Origin of the sequence: Pseudomonas sp., assembly GCF_048269965.1 — a bacterium.
GTDB lineage: Bacteria > Pseudomonadota > Gammaproteobacteria > Pseudomonadales > Pseudomonadaceae > Aquipseudomonas.
Genome location: NZ_JBLWTV010000006.1, coordinates 128,697 through 144,241 on the forward strand (window position 1 = coordinate 128,697; position 15,545 = coordinate 144,241).

15 protein-coding genes and 3 tRNA genes are annotated in these 15,545 nt (G+C 65.5%); 12 read left to right on the top strand and 6 right to left on the bottom strand.

Annotated features, from left to right (window positions below; translation table 11 throughout):
• The first annotated feature begins 246 nt into the window (after positions 1 to 246).
• Positions 247 to 1,203 (top strand): TAXI family TRAP transporter solute-binding subunit, encoded by a 957-nt coding sequence (locus ACN0X6_RS09325; protein WP_417703411.1) that lies wholly within the window; start codon positions 247 to 249, stop codon positions 1,201 to 1,203.
• A gap of 8 nt (positions 1,204 to 1,211) precedes the next feature.
• Here the strand turns inward: ACN0X6_RS09325 and ACN0X6_RS09330 are convergent, their stop codons facing one another.
• Both ACN0X6_RS09330 and ACN0X6_RS09335 read right to left on the bottom strand, forming a co-directional pair.
• On the bottom strand, positions 1,212 to 1,643 hold the full coding sequence (locus tag ACN0X6_RS09330) for a nuclear transport factor 2 family protein (RefSeq protein WP_417703413.1): 432 nt from the start codon (positions 1,641 to 1,643) through the stop codon (positions 1,212 to 1,214).
• A 63-nt stretch (positions 1,644 to 1,706) separates the two neighbouring features.
• The gene (locus tag ACN0X6_RS09335; protein ID WP_417703415.1) at positions 1,707 to 3,740 is read right to left on the bottom strand and encodes an FAD-dependent oxidoreductase; all 2,034 of its coding nucleotides are present in this window, start codon (positions 3,738 to 3,740) and stop codon (positions 1,707 to 1,709) included.
• Positions 3,741 to 3,940: 200 nt separating this feature from the next.
• On the opposite strand from ACN0X6_RS09335, the gene ACN0X6_RS09340 reads away from it, so the two are divergent.
• The 10 genes from ACN0X6_RS09340 to ACN0X6_RS09385 all read left to right on the top strand — a co-directional run bounded on the left by ACN0X6_RS09340 (position 3,941) and on the right by ACN0X6_RS09385 (position 12,208).
• Positions 3,941 to 4,963: a carbon-nitrogen hydrolase family protein gene (locus tag ACN0X6_RS09340; RefSeq protein ID WP_417703417.1), complete on the top strand. Its 1,023-nt coding sequence runs from the start codon at positions 3,941 to 3,943 to the stop codon at positions 4,961 to 4,963.
• A complete protein-coding gene (locus ACN0X6_RS09345; protein WP_417703419.1) occupies positions 4,954 to 5,997 on the top strand; it encodes an AraC family transcriptional regulator in 1,044 nt (347 codons plus the stop codon). Before ACN0X6_RS09340 ends, ACN0X6_RS09345 begins: the two co-directional genes overlap by 10 nt.
• A 123-nt stretch (positions 5,998 to 6,120) precedes the next feature.
• Positions 6,121 to 7,317, top strand: a complete 1,197-nt coding sequence (locus ACN0X6_RS09350) for a PepSY-associated TM helix domain-containing protein (RefSeq protein WP_417703420.1) — start codon at positions 6,121 to 6,123, stop codon at positions 7,315 to 7,317.
• Positions 7,314 to 7,856 carry a thiamine pyrophosphate-binding protein gene (locus ACN0X6_RS09355; protein WP_160017505.1) on the top strand — a complete coding sequence of 181 codons (543 nt, stop codon included), beginning with the start codon at positions 7,314 to 7,316 and terminating at the stop codon, positions 7,854 to 7,856. Before ACN0X6_RS09350 ends, ACN0X6_RS09355 begins: the two co-directional genes overlap by 4 nt.
• Positions 7,853 to 8,173 (top strand): hypothetical protein, encoded by a 321-nt coding sequence (locus ACN0X6_RS09360; protein ID WP_417703422.1) that lies wholly within the window; start codon positions 7,853 to 7,855, stop codon positions 8,171 to 8,173. Before ACN0X6_RS09355 ends, ACN0X6_RS09360 begins: the two co-directional genes overlap by 4 nt.
• Positions 8,170 to 8,736, top strand: a complete 567-nt coding sequence (locus ACN0X6_RS09365; protein WP_417703424.1) for a DUF6162 family protein — start codon at positions 8,170 to 8,172, stop codon at positions 8,734 to 8,736. The genes ACN0X6_RS09360 and ACN0X6_RS09365 overlap by 4 nt, the downstream gene beginning before the upstream one ends.
• Positions 8,737 to 8,752: 16 nt before the next feature.
• The gene (locus ACN0X6_RS09370; protein ID WP_417703425.1) at positions 8,753 to 9,679 is read left to right on the top strand and encodes a metal ABC transporter substrate-binding protein; all 927 of its coding nucleotides are present in this window, start codon (positions 8,753 to 8,755) and stop codon (positions 9,677 to 9,679) included.
• Positions 9,676 to 10,428: a metal ABC transporter ATP-binding protein gene (locus ACN0X6_RS09375; protein WP_417703427.1), complete on the top strand. Its 753-nt coding sequence runs from the start codon at positions 9,676 to 9,678 to the stop codon at positions 10,426 to 10,428. The genes ACN0X6_RS09370 and ACN0X6_RS09375 overlap by 4 nt, the downstream gene beginning before the upstream one ends.
• Entirely contained in the window at positions 10,425 to 11,324 is a 900-nt protein-coding gene (locus tag ACN0X6_RS09380) for a metal ABC transporter permease (protein ID WP_417703429.1), read from the top strand. Before ACN0X6_RS09375 ends, ACN0X6_RS09380 begins: the two co-directional genes overlap by 4 nt.
• Positions 11,321 to 12,208, top strand: coding sequence for a metal ABC transporter substrate-binding protein (locus ACN0X6_RS09385; protein ID WP_417703431.1), 888 nt, complete (start codon positions 11,321 to 11,323; stop codon positions 12,206 to 12,208). The genes ACN0X6_RS09380 and ACN0X6_RS09385 overlap by 4 nt, the downstream gene beginning before the upstream one ends.
• Positions 12,209 to 12,670: 462 nt before the next feature.
• On the opposite strand, the gene ACN0X6_RS09390 is transcribed toward ACN0X6_RS09385, so the two are convergent.
• The 4 genes from ACN0X6_RS09390 to ACN0X6_RS09405 all read right to left on the bottom strand — a co-directional run bounded on the left by ACN0X6_RS09390 (position 12,671) and on the right by ACN0X6_RS09405 (position 13,613).
• Positions 12,671 to 12,747 (bottom strand) — tRNA-Asp (locus ACN0X6_RS09390).
• Positions 12,748 to 12,855: 108 nt separating this feature from the next.
• Positions 12,856 to 12,932: transfer RNA gene (locus ACN0X6_RS09395), tRNA-Asp, on the bottom strand.
• A gap of 35 nt (positions 12,933 to 12,967) precedes the next feature.
• Positions 12,968 to 13,043, bottom strand: a tRNA-Val gene (locus ACN0X6_RS09400).
• Positions 13,044 to 13,139: 96 nt separating this feature from the next.
• Entirely contained in the window at positions 13,140 to 13,613 is a 474-nt protein-coding gene (locus ACN0X6_RS09405) for a MarR family winged helix-turn-helix transcriptional regulator (RefSeq protein ID WP_417703432.1), read from the bottom strand.
• 108 nt (positions 13,614 to 13,721) lie between these two features.
• On the opposite strand from ACN0X6_RS09405, the gene ACN0X6_RS09410 reads away from it, so the two are divergent.
• Positions 13,722 to 15,491 carry an N-acetylglutaminylglutamine amidotransferase gene (locus ACN0X6_RS09410; protein ID WP_417703434.1) on the top strand — a complete coding sequence of 590 codons (1,770 nt, stop codon included), beginning with the start codon at positions 13,722 to 13,724 and terminating at the stop codon, positions 15,489 to 15,491.
• Positions 15,492 to 15,545: the final 54 nt, after the last annotated feature.

A 15,545-nucleotide genomic window follows, 5' to 3' on the forward strand; every position in this document is an offset into this window, starting at 1 on the left:
CCCACCCGCTCTAGACCGGTGGTCCGACAACCTGGCACGTCACCTGCTCTGCGACATGCAAGCCCGCGCGCATGTCGCGTGGTCGGACTGATAAAAAAGACAAGAGGTCAGCCATGTTCCGCCATCACTTCACTGCCAACCCTCATCCCTCTATCCGCTTCGCGGGTGCCTCTCCCGGCACCAGAAAACTGCCTGCGCCCCACTGACGCACCCTTGGCCCAAAAATAACAATAACGGAGAATCCTCATGCACTTAGCCAAGCGCCTTGGCCTGCTTGCCGCTGCCGCGATTCTGGCCACCAGCCCCAACGCTCACGCCGGCCCGACCTCGATCAACATCCTCACCGGCGGCACCAGCGGCGTTTACTACCCACTGGGCATGAGCCTGTCCGACCTTTATGGCGAGCGCATCGCAGACTCGACCACCAGCGTGCGGGCCACCAAGGCTTCGGTGGAGAATCTCAACCTGCTGCAGATCGCCCGCGGCCAACTGGCCTTCGCCCTTGGCGACTCCGTTGCCGATGCCTGGAAAGGCGATGAAGAAGCCGGCTTCAGAGCCCCGCGTGACCGCCTGCGCGCCATCGCCGGGATCTACCCGAACTACATCCAGATCGTCGCCAGCAAGGCATCGGGGATCACCAGCCTGGAAGATCTGCGCGGCAAACGCATTTCCGTCGGGGCGCCGCGCTCGGGCACCGAGCTCAACGCCAGGGCCATCTTCAAGGCTGCGGGGCTTAGCTACGCGGATATGGGCCACGTGGAGTTCAAGCCCTACGCCGAATCGGTCGAACTGATCGAGAAAGGCCAACTGGACGCCACCCTGCAGTCGGCCGGCCTGGGCATGGCGGCGATTCGCGACTTGGCCGAGCGCGTGCCAATCACCTTCGTCGCCATTCCCGAGCAAGTGGTGTCACGTATCGGCAGCAGCGCCTATCAGTCGGGCACCATCCCTGCCGGCACCTACAAGGGCCAGGCCAACGACGTGACGACGGCGACCATCACCAACGTTCTGGTCAGCCAGACCAGCGTTTCCGACGCCGTGGCCTATCAGATGACCAGGTTGCTCTTCGAGAACCTCGACCGCCTGGCCGAAGCGCACCCGGCCGCCAGGGACATCAGGCTGGAGCGCGCCACCCGTGGCCTGCCGATTCCGCTGCATCCCGGCGCCGAGCGCTTCTATCGCGAGGTGGGGGTTCTCAAGTAGAGCGCCCGTCAGCCCTTGGCGGCTGCGAGAAAGGGCGCCAGGCGCTGCGCCATTTCCGCGCCGAGCGCCTGCAGCCCGCTCATCGGGCGCACCATCACCTCGAACTCGACGATTCGTCCCGAGTCGTCGAAGCGAATCATGTCGATGCCCTTCAATTCGCGCCCGCCTACCTTCGCGGAAAACTCCAGCACCACGCTGAGGCCGTCGGCAGTAGCCAGTTCGCGGTGATAGACGAAATCCTCGAACACCTTGAGCACGGTATTGAGGATCAGATTGACCGCCTCCGCGCCCGGATACGGGGTGTGCGCCATGGGCGAACGGAATACGGCCTGAGGGTGCAGCAACTCGGGCAAGGCGCTCAGGTCCTTGGCGGCGACGAACTGATGCCAGCGTTCGAGGCTGGTCGCTGCGGCAGGTTGTAGCTGGGCATTGAGAGACATCGGCTTCTCCTTGTTGTTGTCAGGCCAGAAAGCAAACGCCCCGCACTAGGCGGGGCGTCGTCATTACAGCTCGGCCGCCAGGCGCGAACCCTGGTTGATCGCCCGCTTGGCATCGAGCTCGGCAGCGACATCCGCGCCGCCGACCAGGTGCACGCGCTGACCGGCGCTCTCCAGGCCTTCCTGCAGTTCGCGCAGCGGGTCTTGACCTGCGCAGACGATCACGGTATCGACCGGCAGCACCTGCTCCTCACCACCGGCGATGCGGATATGCAGGCCGGCATCGTCGATCTGCACGTACTCGACGCTGTTGAGCATCTGCACCTTCTTGTTCTTCAGACCGGTGCGATGAATCCAGCCGGTGGTCTTGCCCAGGCCATCGCCGACCTTGGACTTCTTGCGCTGCAGCAGGAACACCTGGCGCGCCGCCGGGTGCGGATGCGCCTCGATGCCCGCCACGCCACCACGCGCCTCAAGCGCGGTGTCGATGCCCCACTCCTTCCAGAACTCGTCACGGTCGAGGCTGGTGGCCTTGCCCTGGTGCGTGATGAATTCGGACACGTCGAAACCGATACCGCCGGCCCCGATCACCGCGACCGTCTGCCCGACCGGCTTGCGCTCGAGAATCGCATCCAGGTAGCTGATCACCTTGGCATGGCCGATGCCCGGAATATCCGGCGTACGCGGGGCGATACCGGTGGCCAGGATGATGTCGTCGAAGCCGCCCTTGAGCAGATCGCCCACCGACACACGGGTATTCAGGCGCACGTCGACGCCTGTGGTTTCCAGCTTGCGCTTGAAGTAGCGCAGGGTCTCGAAGAACTCTTCCTTGCCCGGCACGCGCTTGGCCACGTTGAACTGGCCACCGATCTCGCTGGCAGAATCGAACAGGGTCACGCTGTGGCCGCGCTCGGCGGCGACGGTGGAAGCCGCCAGCCCGGCCGGGCCGGCGCCGACCACGGCGATCTTCTTCACCTGCTGAGTGGGGATATAGTTCAGCTCGGTCTCGTGGCAGGCACGCGGGTTGACCAGGCAGCTGGTCAGCTTGCCGCCGAAGGTGTGATCCAGGCAGGCCTGGTTGCAGCCGATGCAGGTGTTGATCTCATCGGCACGGCCTTCGGCGGCCTTGTTGACGAAATCCGGGTCGGCCAGGAACGGGCGCGCCATCGACACCATGTCTGCATCGCCCTCGGCCAGCACCTGCTCGGCGACTTCCGGGGTGTTGATGCGGTTGGTGGTGATCAGCGGGATCGACACCTCGCCCTTGAGCTTGGCGGTGACCTTGGTGAAGGCCGCGCGCGGCACCTTGGTGGCGATGGTCGGGATGCGCGCCTCGTGCCAGCCGATGCCGGTGTTGATGATCGTCGCGCCAGCCTTTTCGATGGCCTTGGCCAGCAGCACGATCTCGTCCCAGGTGCTGCCACCCTCGACCAGATCGAGCATCGACAGGCGGTAGATGATGATGAAGTTCGGCCCGACCGCCTCGCGCACGCGACGCACGATTTCCACCGGCAGACGCATGCGGTTCTCATAGCTGCCGCCCCAGCGGTCGGTGCGCTGGTTGGTGTGGGCGACCAGGAACTGATTGATGAAATAGCCTTCCGAACCCATGATCTCGACGCCGTCATAACCGGCCTGCTGGGCCAGCGCGGCGCAGTTGACGAAGTCGGCGATCTGCTTCTCGATGCCCTCTTCGTCCAGCTCACGCGGCTTGAACGGGTTGATCGGCGCCTGGATGGCGCTCGGCGCCACGGACTTGGGGCTGTAGGCATAACGCCCGGCGTGCAGGATCTGCATGCAGATCTTGCCGCCGGCCTCGTGCACGGCCTGGGTGACGATCCTGTGCTTCTCGGCCTCTTCCACCGTGCTCAGCTTGGCCGCGCCGGAATACACGCCGCCCTCCTCGTTGGGGCCGATGCCGCCGGTGACCATCAGGCCGACGCCACCACGGGCGCGCTCGGCGAAGTAGGCCGCCATGCGCTCGAAGCCGCCCGGCTTCTCTTCCAGGCCGGTGTGCATGGAGCCCATCAGCGTGCGGTTGCTCAGCGTGGTGAAGCCGAGGTCGAGCGGGGCCAGCAGGTGCGGGTAACGAGCAGTCATGGAATTCTCCACATCGCGGTGCAGTTCACGGATTGCCGCGGTCTCATGGGCACGCGGTCGGTTATGGAGCCAGACGATAAAGAGGCTGCCAACCATGCTCAATGATCGAAACTAACAAGATAATGATCAAAACTAGCAACAGATCTTGGCAGCGCGGCTCGACCGACCTAACCTGCACCGCAATCAAGCCGAAAAAAACCATGCGCCTACTGATCACCCTCCTGCTCGCGCTCGCACTGCTGACCGGTCTCGGCAGCTACGTCCACTGGATCGAGCAGCGCCCCAGCAGCCATTACCTGTCCGACCTGCGCAGCCAGGTCGCGCTGGATATCGGCGAGCCCGGTCCGCGCGGCAACCTGCTGGGCATCCAGCCGGAACTGTTCGCCGCCGACTACCAGAGCCTCGCGCGCCTGCGCCTGAAGCTGGCCGCCTACCTGGACCACGCCCGCGACCTGGGCATGCTCAACGAACGCACCGTCGTCGTGCTGCCCGAACATATCGGCACCTGGCTACTGGCCGTCGGCGAGAAGCAAGAGCTCCACCGCGCCGCCGAGCGCCGCCAGGCCATGCGCTGGCTGGCGGCGAGCAATCCGCTGGACTTTCTCGCTGCACTGTTCAGTGCCGGCGGCGACGCACGCCTGGACGACGCCATGTTGCGCACCAAGGCCAAGACCATGGCGCGTGATTACCAGCAGCTGTTCGGCGATCTGGCCCGCGATTACCAGATCACCCTGGTTGCAGGCTCCATCGTCCTGCCCGCGCCGCGTATGGAGCGGGGTCGCCTGGAAGTCGGCCACGGGCCGCTGTACAACGTCAGCCTGGTATTCGATCGGGCCGGCAACCCGCAGGGCCAGCCACAACGCCACGCCTTCAGTGCCGGCGCACTGGCCACCGAAGCGGCGGATGCGCTGCAGGTAGTGGAAACTCCGGCTGGTCGGCTTGGCGTACTGCTGGGCGGCACTCTCGACCAGTTCCAGGCGAAGGCGATCGAGGGCGAGGCAGTAGAGCTGCTGGCCATGCCCAGCGACCTGGATGGCCTGACGGACGACGCCGACTTCACCGAACGACTGCAGGCCCACGGCATTCGCGCGGCAGTGAAAGTCCATCTGCGCGGCCGCTTGTGGGAGCGCAGCGGTCAGTCCCAGGCGCTCGCCTTCGATGCCGGACGCAGCGAACGAGGCGCCAGCGAGCGCGGCGCGCAACTGATCAATCTATGGCTATAAAAGCATCGCGTGTTCGCCTCGGCGATCTCTCCGTCGGCTTCACCCAGGCGCTGGCCGACGCACTGCGCGAACAGGGTCAGCGCCCCGAACCCCTGCTCGAGCAGTTCGGTCTGGATGCCGCACGCCTGAGCGAGCCGCGCGCGCGCCTGTCGATTCCACGCTTCATGCGCCTTGGTCATAGCGCCATTGCCCTGTGCAGCAACCCCGCGCTGGGGCTGGAAATGGGCCGGCACAGCCGCCTCAGCCAGGTTGGCCTGGCCGGCATCTGCGCCGCGCAGGCGCCCGATCTGCGCGAAGCGGCACGCACCCTGACCCGCTTCGAGCCGCTGTACGCCGCCAACTATCGCGGCCGCTCGGGCTTGCGCGAAGATGCCCGCGGCGCCTGGCTGCATTTCTATTCCATCAGCCCGTACAACGACTACAACCGTTTCGTGGTGGATTCGGTGCTGGCCGGCTGGCAGACCAACCTGAGCCAGGTGGTCGACCGCTGCATCACCCCGGAGAAAGTCGAGATCGAATTTCCCGCACCGGACTATGGCGAACGCTACGAAGCGCTGTTCGGCTGTCCCGTGGAGTTCGCCTCCAGCGCCAACCGCCTGCGCCTGAGCAACGACACCCTGGCCCTGCGCAACCCCCAGCACTGCCCAGGCACCTGGCGGCACCTACTGGAGCTTTGCGAACGCGAACTGGAGCAGCTGACTCGCACACGCAGCCTGCGCGAACGGGTCATCCAACTGCTCGGCCCGCTGCTGCACGGCCACGAGCCGGATCTGCAGGAAGTCGCGCACAGCCTGCAACTGCCGAGCTGGACACTGCGGCGCAAGCTGGCCGAGGAAGGCACGCAGTTTCGCACCATCCTCAACGACACCCGCCGCGACCTGGCCATGGCCTATATCCGCGATACCGAACTGGCCTTCGGCGAGATTGCCTACCTGCTCGGCTTCGCCTCGGCCGAAGCCTTCCAGCGCGCCTTCAAGCGCTGGCTCGGGCAAACGCCGGGCGACTACCGCCGCGCGCAGCGCAGAGCGAGCTGATTGCACGGCGACCTTGATCGCCAAGCGCTCGCAACTTAGAATCCTTTTCATCCGCGTTTGCGGTCGCTTCTTACTCCTTTCATTCCGCTCCGGCCCGCCGCGTGCGCCAACGACCCCGCGAACATGTCCAAGAAATCCCGCTCCAGACTCTGGTTTCTCGTCCACAGCTGGCTGGCCCTACCGGTCTGGTTCTTCCTGCTGATCATCTGTGTCACCGGCACCCTGGCCACGGTCAGCCAGGAGATCGTCTGGCTGGCCAACCCGGACGTGCGCGCCAGCAAGCCGTCCGATGATGCACAGCGCCTGAGCTTCGGCCAGGTACTGGAAGCGATCAATCGTGCCGAGCCGGAGCTGATCGTGCAGTCCATCGGCCGCCCGGACGAAGATCACTTCGCCCTTACCGCGCGCGTCAGCTATCCCGACGGCAGCTCGCCGTTGCTGTACGTCAACCCTTACAGCGGTGCGATCCAGGGCGTCAGCCCGGAGTTCGACTTCCGCCAGTTCACCCGCGCCCTGCATGGCTGGTGGCTGGTGCCGTTCACCAACGGCTACAGCTGGGGCTGGTACCTGGTGTCGCTGATGGGTCTGCCGATGCTGCTGTCGCTGATCACCGGTCTGGTGGTCTACAAGAAGTTCTGGAAAGGCTTCTTCAGCCCACGCCTGCGCGTGGGCCAGGGTGCGCGCATCTTCTGGGGCGACTTCCACCGCCTCTCCGGCATCTGGTCGATCTGGTTCATCGCGGTCATTTCCATCACCGGCGTCTGGTTTCTGATCCAGGCAATTCTCGGCGATACCCACGTGTCGATCTCCACCGAAGGCGTACCGCCGGTGGTGGCGCGCGAGGAAGTGCCGCTGGCGCCGAGCGCCGCCGAAGTGCCGCGTATCAGCCTGGACGCCGCCGTGCTCAAGACCACCGACGTCATCCCGGGCCTCGAGCCAAGTTTCGTCGGCCTGCCGGGCTATGCCTATGGCCATTATTCGGTCTGGGGCCGCGGCTGGTATCCGCTGATGTTCCAGTCCGCCTCGATCAACCCCTACAACGGCGACATCGACTCCACCCGCCTGCTCAGCGACCGCTCGGGCCTGGAGTTCGTCACCGAGTCCATGCGTCCGCTGCACACCGGCGACTTCGGTGGCCTGTGGGTCAAGTTGCTGTGGTTCGTCTTCGGCCTGCTACTGAGCATGATGGTGCTCAGCGGCCTGCTGATCTGGACCAAGCGCACCGCCCAGGCCACGATCGCTGCGGCCAAGCGCCCGGTGCGCGCGCCCAGGCCGGCCCCGATCATCGCCACCCGTGAAGTCTCGGAGAGCCGCCCATGAGCAAGGCCGCAATCGCCCCCGCCCCATCCGCTCTGGGCCGTTTTTGGTACAAGTGGCGCTTCCACATTAATGTGCTGCTGGTGCTGATCCCGCTGGGTTTCATGCCCAAGTACTTTCAGGATGTCGCGCTGTTCCGTGGCGCCAGCGGCCTCGGCGAGCGCGAGTTCGGCGAGGTCCAGGTCGGCCCCTGGAGCCTGCGCCTGGCCGAGTTCCGCAATCAGCCGCCGCAACTGGAAGGTCCGGCCGGCTATATGAAGAGTTTCAACGCCGCGCTGTGCCAGGCGTGCATCAGCCAGGTCAAGGTGGTCTACCTGCGCATCGGCAAGCCGCGCAGCCTGCGCGCCGCTGGCGGGCTGTTCTTCGGCAGCCCCTATCGCATGGGCACGAGCATTCCCATACCGCCACGCACCAAGCCAGACGCCGAGTTGTGGATCACCGCCGAGGGCTGGGACGGCACGGTGCATCAGGCATCCATCCCGCTGGCCGAGGCCTCGCCCGCCACCCTCGCCTGGCTGAAACAACAAGGAGACAAACCATGATCCATAGTGCCCGCATCGGTCTGCTGATGCTCTGTACCGGCCTGTCCCCTCTGGCTCTCGCGCACAACCCGATCTGCGAATGCGAGGAGCACGGCACCGGCGAAATCGTCTGCACCGGCGGCTTCTCCGACGGCAGTGGCGCCCCCGGCGTGACCCTCGACGTGATCAGCTACGAAGAACAGGTGCTGGTGCCCGGCAAGCTCGGCGAGGACTCCAGGCTCAGCTTCAAGCGCCCGGACGGCGAGTTCTACGTACTGTTCGATGCCGGCCCCGGCCACGTCGTGGAAATCGACCACACGGAAATCGCCAGCCAATGACCACCCAAGTGGTACGTCCGGCCGGCGCCGGGCATGAAAGCCTGTGGGTAGCCGTCCTCAGCCTGGTGATCATCCTGCTGGCCGCGACAGTGGTCAGCCTGCGCAGCGAGAGCCACGAGGAAGAAAGCGTCGCCGCCCACCAGATCGATGCCCGCCGCGACCTCAACGCCGCCGAGCAAGGCATCCATACCGAACTGGTCGTGGCCCTCGACGAAATTCTCATGCTGCAGGATGAACTGCAGGCCCTGCCCGAGCCGCAGCAACTGGCCGAAGAAGGCATTCCGCCCTTCACCAACGACTCCAGCACCGCCACCCGTGGTCACCACGTCTGGCAGCTGCTGCATGTCGGCGATGACCATGCCTACCAGGGCCTGAGCGGCGACAGCGCCGTCGCCGGCTCCTTCCTGCTGCTGGCAAGCCCAGCGGATGCCGACATCTGGCTCAACCGCTCCAGCGATGTCGTTGCCCCACAGAACCTGCATGCCGATGCCCTGATCGCCGCCGGCTGGCGCCAGGTCGCCAGCCAATACGACGCCGGCGTCACCCGCCAGCATCGCCACTGAATATCGAGACCCCTCCATGCCCTCTCGCTTCGTCTCCCGCCGCCTGCTGGCCAGCCTGCTGCTGAGCCTGGGCGCCGCCCTCGCCCCCGCGCTCGCCAGTGCCGACAACCACCGCCTGCGTATCGGCATCACCCTGCACCCCTACTACAGCTACGTCAGCAATATCGTTGGCGACCGCGCCGACGTGGTGCCGCTGATCCCGGCCGGCTTCAACCCGCACGCCTACGAACCGCGCGCCGAGGACATCAAGCGCATCGGCGGCCTCGACGTGGTGGTGCTCAACGGCGTCGGCCATGACGACTTCGCCGACCGCATGATCGCCGCCAGCGAGAAGCCGGACGTCCCCGTGATCGAGGCCAACGCCCGCGTGCCCCTGCTCGCCGCCACCGGCCAGGCCGCGCGCGGCGCCGGCAAAGTGGTCAACCCGCACACCTTCCTCTCCATCACCGCCTCCATCGCGCAGATCAACAACATCGCCCGCGAACTCGGCAAGCTCGACCCGGACAACGCCAGGCTCTACATCCAGAATGCCCGGGCCTATGGCAAGCGCCTGCGCGGCCTGCGCGCCGAAGCCCTGGGCAAGCTGACCGACGCCAAGGGCAGCGAGCTGCGCGTAGCCACCATCCATGCCGCCTACGATTACCTGCTGCGCGAGTTCGGCCTGGAGGTCACTGCGGTGGTCGAGCCGGCTCACGGCATCGAGCCGAGCCCAAGCCAGTTGAAGAAGACCATCGACCAGCTCAGGGAACTGGACGTGCAGGTGATCTTCTCCGAGATGGACTTCCCCTCCAGCTACGTCGACACCATCCAGCGTGAGTCCGGCGTGAAGATCTACCCGCTGACGCATATTTCCTATGGCGAGTACACCGCCAAGAAATACGAAGAGGAAATGGCGCGCAACCTCGACACCGTGGTGCGCGCCATTCAGGACGAAGGCGTATGACCGCCCTCGAAACCGCGCCGCCGCGCGTGCAGGGCCCCGGCATCGAATTCTCCGGCGTCGACCTCAACCTTGGCCGCACGCGGATTCTCGACAACGTCAGCTTTCAGGTACGCGCCGGCAGCGTGCACGCCCTGGTCGGCCCCAACGGCGGCGGCAAGAGCTCGCTGATCAAGACCCTGCTCGGGCAGATGCCGCATCAGGGCGAGCTGCGCCTGCACTGGCCGGCCAGCCCCGGCACCATCGGCTACGTGCCGCAGGCGCTGGAATTCGACCGCGGCCTGCCAATGACCGTGGACGACTTCATGGCCGCCATGTGCCAGCGCCGCCCGGCCTTCCTCGGGCTGTCGCGGCGTCACGCCCCGGCCATCGAGCAGGCGCTGGCGCGGGTCGGCATGCTGGACAAGCGCAAGCGGCGCATGGGCGCGCTGTCCGGCGGCGAGCGCCAGCGCGTGCTGCTGGCCCAGGGCCTGGTACCCGAGGCGCAGCTGCTGGTGCTCGACGAGCCGATGTCGGCGCTGGACGAGCCCGGCGTGCAGGTGTTCGAGCAACTGCTGCGCGACTGGCGCCAGGCCGGCACCACGGTGCTGTGGATCGAGCACGACCTGCAGGCCGTCGGCCGCCTCGCCGACCGCGTCACCGGGCTCAACCGCCGCGTGCTGTTCGACGATACGCCACAGCAGGTGCTGACTCCCGAGCGCCTGCTCGAACTGTTCTCCAGTCATCCGCGCCAGCAAGAGGCCTCGTCATGAGTTTCGAAGACATCCGCCTGGCGATCCAGGCCTGGGCCAGCGCCGGCTATTTGCCCGAGGCCCTGGCCTACGGTTTCGTGGTCAACGCCCTGCTCGCCGGCCTGCTGATCGGCCCGGTGCTCGGCGGCCTCGGCACGCTGGTGGTGGTCAAGCGCTTCGCCTTCTTCTCCGAAGCGGTCGGCCACGCCGCGCTGACCGGCGTGGCCATCGGCATCCTGCTCGGCGAGCCCTACACCGGCCCCTACGGCAGCCTGTTCGGCTACTGCCTGCTGTTCGGCATCCTGCTCAACTACCTGCGCAACCGCACCGGCCTGGCGCCGGATACGCTGATCGGCGTGTTCCTCTCGGTATCGCTGGCAGTCGGCGCCAGCCTGCTGCTGGTGCTCGCCGGCAAGATCAACATCCATATCCTGGAGAACGTGCTGTTCGGCTCGGTGCTGACGGTCAACGCCCAGGACCTGGCGGTGCTGGCGCTGGTCTCGCTGCTGGTGCTGGGCCTGGCACTGCCGCTGTACAACCGCATCATGCTGGCCAGCTTCAACCCGCAGCTGGCCAGCGTGCGTGGCGTCGCGGTGAAGCCGCTGGACTATCTGTTCGTGATGCTGGTGTCGCTGGTCACCGTGGCTGCAGTCAAGGTCATCGGCGCCATCCTGGTCGGCGCTCTGCTGGTGATCCCGGCGGCCGCCGCGAGGCTGCTGAGCCAATCGCTGAAGGGCTTCTTCTGGCTGTCGGTACTGATCGCCACCTGCAGCACACTGGCCGGCATCTTCCTGCCGATCGCCCTGGAACTGCCGGTCCCCTCCGGCGCCGCGATCATCATGGTCGCCGGCCTCACCTTCGCCCTCGCCGCCATTGCCCGTGGCACACTGCCTAGTCTGAAAGGGAACCTGGGATGACCCTGCAACGCCTGAGCCTCGCCCTCGCTGCCTGCGCCCTGCTCGCCGGCCCGCTGCACGCCGAAACACAGCCCGTGCGCATTCTCGCCAGCCTGCCGATCACCTACGGCCTCGGCGCCAGCCTGCTCGACGGCAGCGCCGTGCAGTTGCAACGCGCCGCCCCGGCCAACTTGCCGGCCAGCCGCCAACCCTCGTATTTCGCCGGCCGTGGCGCGGGGGCACTGGAAAAGGCCGCGCGCGACGCCGACGCCGTGATCGGCCTGCGCTCGCTGTGGCCGGACGACCCGCTCTACCCACTGGCGCGGCGCAGCAATATCCGCATCGTCGAAGTCGACGGCGCACGCCCGGTGGACGGCGCCCTGCCCGGCATCGCCCTGCGCAGCGACGGTGGTGACGCCCTGGCCAGCCAGCCCTGGCTCAACATCAACAACCTGGGGCGCATGGCCGATGTGATCGCCGCCGACCTGAGCCGCCTGGCGCCCGAGGCCAAGCCGCAGATCGAAGCCAACCTGGCGACGCTCAAACAGCGCCTGCTCAAACTCAGCGCCGCCAGCGAAAGCCGCCTGGCCGAGCTGGACAACCTCAGCGTGGCCAGGCTGTCGGATCACTTCGACTACCTGATCGACGGCCTCAACCTCGACCTTGTCGAGCTGAGCGTGGCGACGGACGCCGAATGGACGGCCGAAAACCTGGCGCAACTGAGCACCGAGCTGAGGGACAACGACGTCGCTGCCGTGCTTGTCCAGCGCCAGCCGCCGGCCGATCTGGCCAAGGCGATCAGCGACGGCGGCAGCCGTCTGGTGCTGATCGAAGACAATCAGCAAGCCCCCGTCGCCGAGCTGGAAACGGCCATCGGCCAGGTACTGGACGCCCTGTCACCCTGAGCGAAGCAACTCGGATGCAATTCAGGAATGCCGGCGATGCCGGCCCCGGATTGCATCCGGGCTACGAAAGCGAGCCACAACCGTCTGACCGCTGCCACATGGCCCGTTACAGCTCGGTAGCGTCCTCGACGCCATCCACTGCGCCCTGCTCAAGGGCACTCAGCTCCAGCAGTTCTTCCTGATAATCATCCATTACTCAGCCCTCCCGCATGATCCGTTCAACGACGACACAAGGTGCATGCCCATCAGGCTAGAGCGGCGGGATGAAGGCAATATGACGAAAAGTCGCGGGCAGGAGAAATGGCCATCGACACTGGCCAGGAGCTGTCTGCGTGGGAGCGGCCTTGGCCGCGATGACAAGCACGCAAAGCTCGCCGCTCGAGCGCCTGCCACAGCGAAGCAGATGCCCAGAAGACGGCCAATAAAAAACCCGCTGATCTCGCGATCAGCGGGTTTCGTATATGGCGCAGCGGACGGGACTCGAACCCGCGACCCCCGGCGTGACAGGCCGGTATTCTAACCGACTGAACTACCGCTGCGTGTCGGTTGGACTTTCGTCCAGAAAACTCTTGAAGCTTTATTGCATCTGATGGCGCCCTTGCGGACTCTGCCATCTCAAACCGATGAAACATCGATCTGGGAAATAATGGCGCAGCGGACGGGACTCGAACCCGCGACCCCCGGCGTGACAGGCCGGTATTCTAACCGACTGAACTACCGCTGCGCGTCGGTGGACTTTCGTCCTTCTCTCTAAGGCTATGGTGGGTGATGACGGGATCGAACCGCCGACCCTCTGCTTGTAAGGCAGATGCTCTCCCGGCTGAGCTAATCACCCATGTGCCTTAGCGAGGCGCGCACTTTATGCAGGCGGCGATGCTAAGTCAATACCCTGCTTGAATTTTTTCTGAAAAAGACGGATTCACCGCCCGCCTCATTCCATCTCTGAACACAACTCGGCCGCTCTCAATAGCGCTGCTGCCAGGCTATGGCGCTCCCACTCGGCCAGCGCGGCGAAACGCTGGTTGAATTCCGGCGGCATCAGCGACGGTGCCTGCCGGATCAGTTCGCGCCCGGCAGCACTGATCAGCAGCCACTGACGACGGCGGTCCTGATCATCGCGCTGGCGCTGCAGCAGGCCGTGCTCCTCGAGACGATCGAGCAGACCGGAAAGCGTCGCCGCAGTGAGGCTGACGCGACTGCTGAGCACGCTGGCAGTCATGCGCGTCTCGCTGGCCAGCACCTGCAGCACCATCAACTGCATGGGCGTCAGTCCGCCGAAGCGAGCCAGACGCTTGGCATGCACCTCACCGGCCTGCTGCAAGCGCCGCAGAGCCTGGAACAGGGGCATCTCGAAGGCCATGACAGATGACAAATCTATTTCAACAGGAACTTTTTTATCGGTCATAAGCACCAATTCATAACAACCAAAACTTTGACATGAAAGCATTTTTTTGTTTTGGTGTAAAAGGCTCGACCACGAGCCACTCCCCAACGGCAACACCGGTAAGGAACTATGTGCGGAATAGCTGGAGAACTACGTTTTGATCGACGCCCCGCGGACCTGGCGGCAGTCGAGCGCATCACCCACCACCTGGCCCCTCGCGGCCCCGACGCCCATGGCTTTCATAGCCAGGGCCCCATCGCCCTGGGCCATCGCCGGCTGAAGATCATGGATCTGGCCGAAGCCTCGGGCCAGCCGATGATCGACAGCGATCTCGGCCTGTCCATGGTGTTCAACGGCGCCATCTACAACTACCCCGAGCTGCGCGCCGAACTGGAGACGCTGGGTTATCGCTTCTTCTCCGGCGGTGACACCGAGGTGCTGCTCAAGGGCTATCACGCCTGGGGCGAAAAACTGCTGCCCAAGCTCAATGGCATGTTCGCCTTCGCCGTCTGGGAACGTGACAAGCAAAGCCTGTTCATCGCCCGCGACCGCCTGGGCGTCAAGCCCTTGTATCTGTCGCGTACCGGCGAGCGCCTGCGCTTCGCCTCGTCGCTGCCGGCCCTGCTGCAAGGCGGCGATATCGCCAAGACGCTGGATGCCGTCGCCCTCAACCACTATCTGAATTTTCACGCCGTGGTGCCGGCACCGCGCACCATCCTGGCGGGCGTGGAGAAGCTGCCGCCGGCCACCTGGATGCGCATCGACGCCGATGGCAAGGTCGAGCAGAACACCTGGTGGACGCTGCAATTCGGCCCGCAAGGCGATGAAACCGGCTACGGCCTGGAAGAATGGCGCGAGCAGGTGCTGGACACCATGCGCGAAGCCGTGGCGATTCGTCAGCGTGCGGCCGTGGACGTCGGCGTGCTGCTGTCCGGCGGCGTCGATTCGAGCATGCTGGTCGGCCTGCTGCGCGAAGCCGGTGTGGAGAACCTGCTGACCTTCTCCATCGGCTTCCAGGATGCCGGTGGCGAGCGCGGCGACGAATTCCAGTATTCGGATCTGATCGCCCAGCGCTTCGCCACCCGTCACCACCAGCTGCGCATCGGCGAACACGAGATTCTCGATCAGTTGCCGCAGGCCTTCCGCGCCATGAGCGAGCCGATGGTCAGCCACGACTGCATCGCCTTCTACCTGCTCTCACGTGAAGTGGCCAAACACTGCAAGGTGGTGCAGAGCGGCCAGGGCGCTGACGAGCTGTTCGCTGGCTACCACTGGTACCCGCAGGTCGATGGCGCAGACGATGCCTTCGCCGCCTACCGCGCCGCCTTCTTCGACCGCGAGCACGACGAATACGCGGCCTGCGTGCAGCCTGCCTGGCTGACCGGTGACATGGCCGGCGAGTTCGTTCGCGAGCACTTCGCCATGCCCGGCGCCAGTGCTGCGGTAGACAAGGCCCTGCGCCTGGACAGCACGGTGATGCTGGTCGACGACCCGGTCAAACGCGTGGACAACATGACCATGGCCTGGGGTCTGGAGGCGCGCACGCCATTCCTCGACTACCGCGTGGCCGAACTGTCGGCGCGCATTCCGGCGCAGTTCAAGCTGCCTGACGGCGGCAAGCATGTGCTCAAGGAAGCGGCGCGCAAGGTCATCCCCAGCGAGGTGATCGATCGGCCCAAGGGCTACTTCCCGGTGCCGGGTCTCAAGCACCTGGAGGGCGCCACCCTGGGTTGGGTGCGCGACCTGCTGCTCGACCCCAGCCAGGATCGCGGCCTGTTCAATCCGAGCATGCTCGATCAGTTGCTGACCAACCCGCAGAGCCAGCTCACCCCATTGCGTGGCTCCAAGCTGTGGCAACTGGCGGCGCTCAACCTGTGGCTGAGCGAACAGGGTCTGTAACTGCACAGGAGCGGCTGCGCGGCTGAAGCACCATGCCGCCCAGCCGTTCCTGCG

What these genes read in the sequence shown, in the direction of transcription:
- ACN0X6_RS09325 (WP_417703411.1), top strand. Translation starts at nt 247, where the DNA reads ATGCACTTAGCCAAGCGCCTTGGCCTGCTTGCCGCTGCCGCGATTCTG.
- ACN0X6_RS09330 (WP_417703413.1), bottom strand. Translation starts at nt 1,643, where the DNA reads ATGTCTCTCAATGCCCAGCTACAACCTGCCGCAGCGACCAGCCTCGAA.
- ACN0X6_RS09335 (WP_417703415.1), bottom strand. Translation starts at nt 3,740, where the DNA reads ATGACTGCTCGTTACCCGCACCTGCTGGCCCCGCTCGACCTCGGCTTC.
- ACN0X6_RS09340 (WP_417703417.1), top strand. Translation starts at nt 3,941, where the DNA reads ATGCGCCTACTGATCACCCTCCTGCTCGCGCTCGCACTGCTGACCGGT.
- ACN0X6_RS09345 (WP_417703419.1), top strand. Translation starts at nt 4,954, where the DNA reads ATGGCTATAAAAGCATCGCGTGTTCGCCTCGGCGATCTCTCCGTCGGC.
- ACN0X6_RS09350 (WP_417703420.1), top strand. Translation starts at nt 6,121, where the DNA reads ATGTCCAAGAAATCCCGCTCCAGACTCTGGTTTCTCGTCCACAGCTGG.
- ACN0X6_RS09355 (WP_160017505.1), top strand. Translation starts at nt 7,314, where the DNA reads ATGAGCAAGGCCGCAATCGCCCCCGCCCCATCCGCTCTGGGCCGTTTT.
- ACN0X6_RS09360 (WP_417703422.1), top strand. Translation starts at nt 7,853, where the DNA reads ATGATCCATAGTGCCCGCATCGGTCTGCTGATGCTCTGTACCGGCCTG.
- ACN0X6_RS09365 (WP_417703424.1), top strand. Translation starts at nt 8,170, where the DNA reads ATGACCACCCAAGTGGTACGTCCGGCCGGCGCCGGGCATGAAAGCCTG.
- ACN0X6_RS09370 (WP_417703425.1), top strand. Translation starts at nt 8,753, where the DNA reads ATGCCCTCTCGCTTCGTCTCCCGCCGCCTGCTGGCCAGCCTGCTGCTG.
- ACN0X6_RS09375 (WP_417703427.1), top strand. Translation starts at nt 9,676, where the DNA reads ATGACCGCCCTCGAAACCGCGCCGCCGCGCGTGCAGGGCCCCGGCATC.
- ACN0X6_RS09380 (WP_417703429.1), top strand. Translation starts at nt 10,425, where the DNA reads ATGAGTTTCGAAGACATCCGCCTGGCGATCCAGGCCTGGGCCAGCGCC.
- ACN0X6_RS09385 (WP_417703431.1), top strand. Translation starts at nt 11,321, where the DNA reads ATGACCCTGCAACGCCTGAGCCTCGCCCTCGCTGCCTGCGCCCTGCTC.
- ACN0X6_RS09405 (WP_417703432.1), bottom strand. Translation starts at nt 13,613, where the DNA reads ATGACCGATAAAAAAGTTCCTGTTGAAATAGATTTGTCATCTGTCATG.
- ACN0X6_RS09410 (WP_417703434.1), top strand. Translation starts at nt 13,722, where the DNA reads ATGTGCGGAATAGCTGGAGAACTACGTTTTGATCGACGCCCCGCGGAC.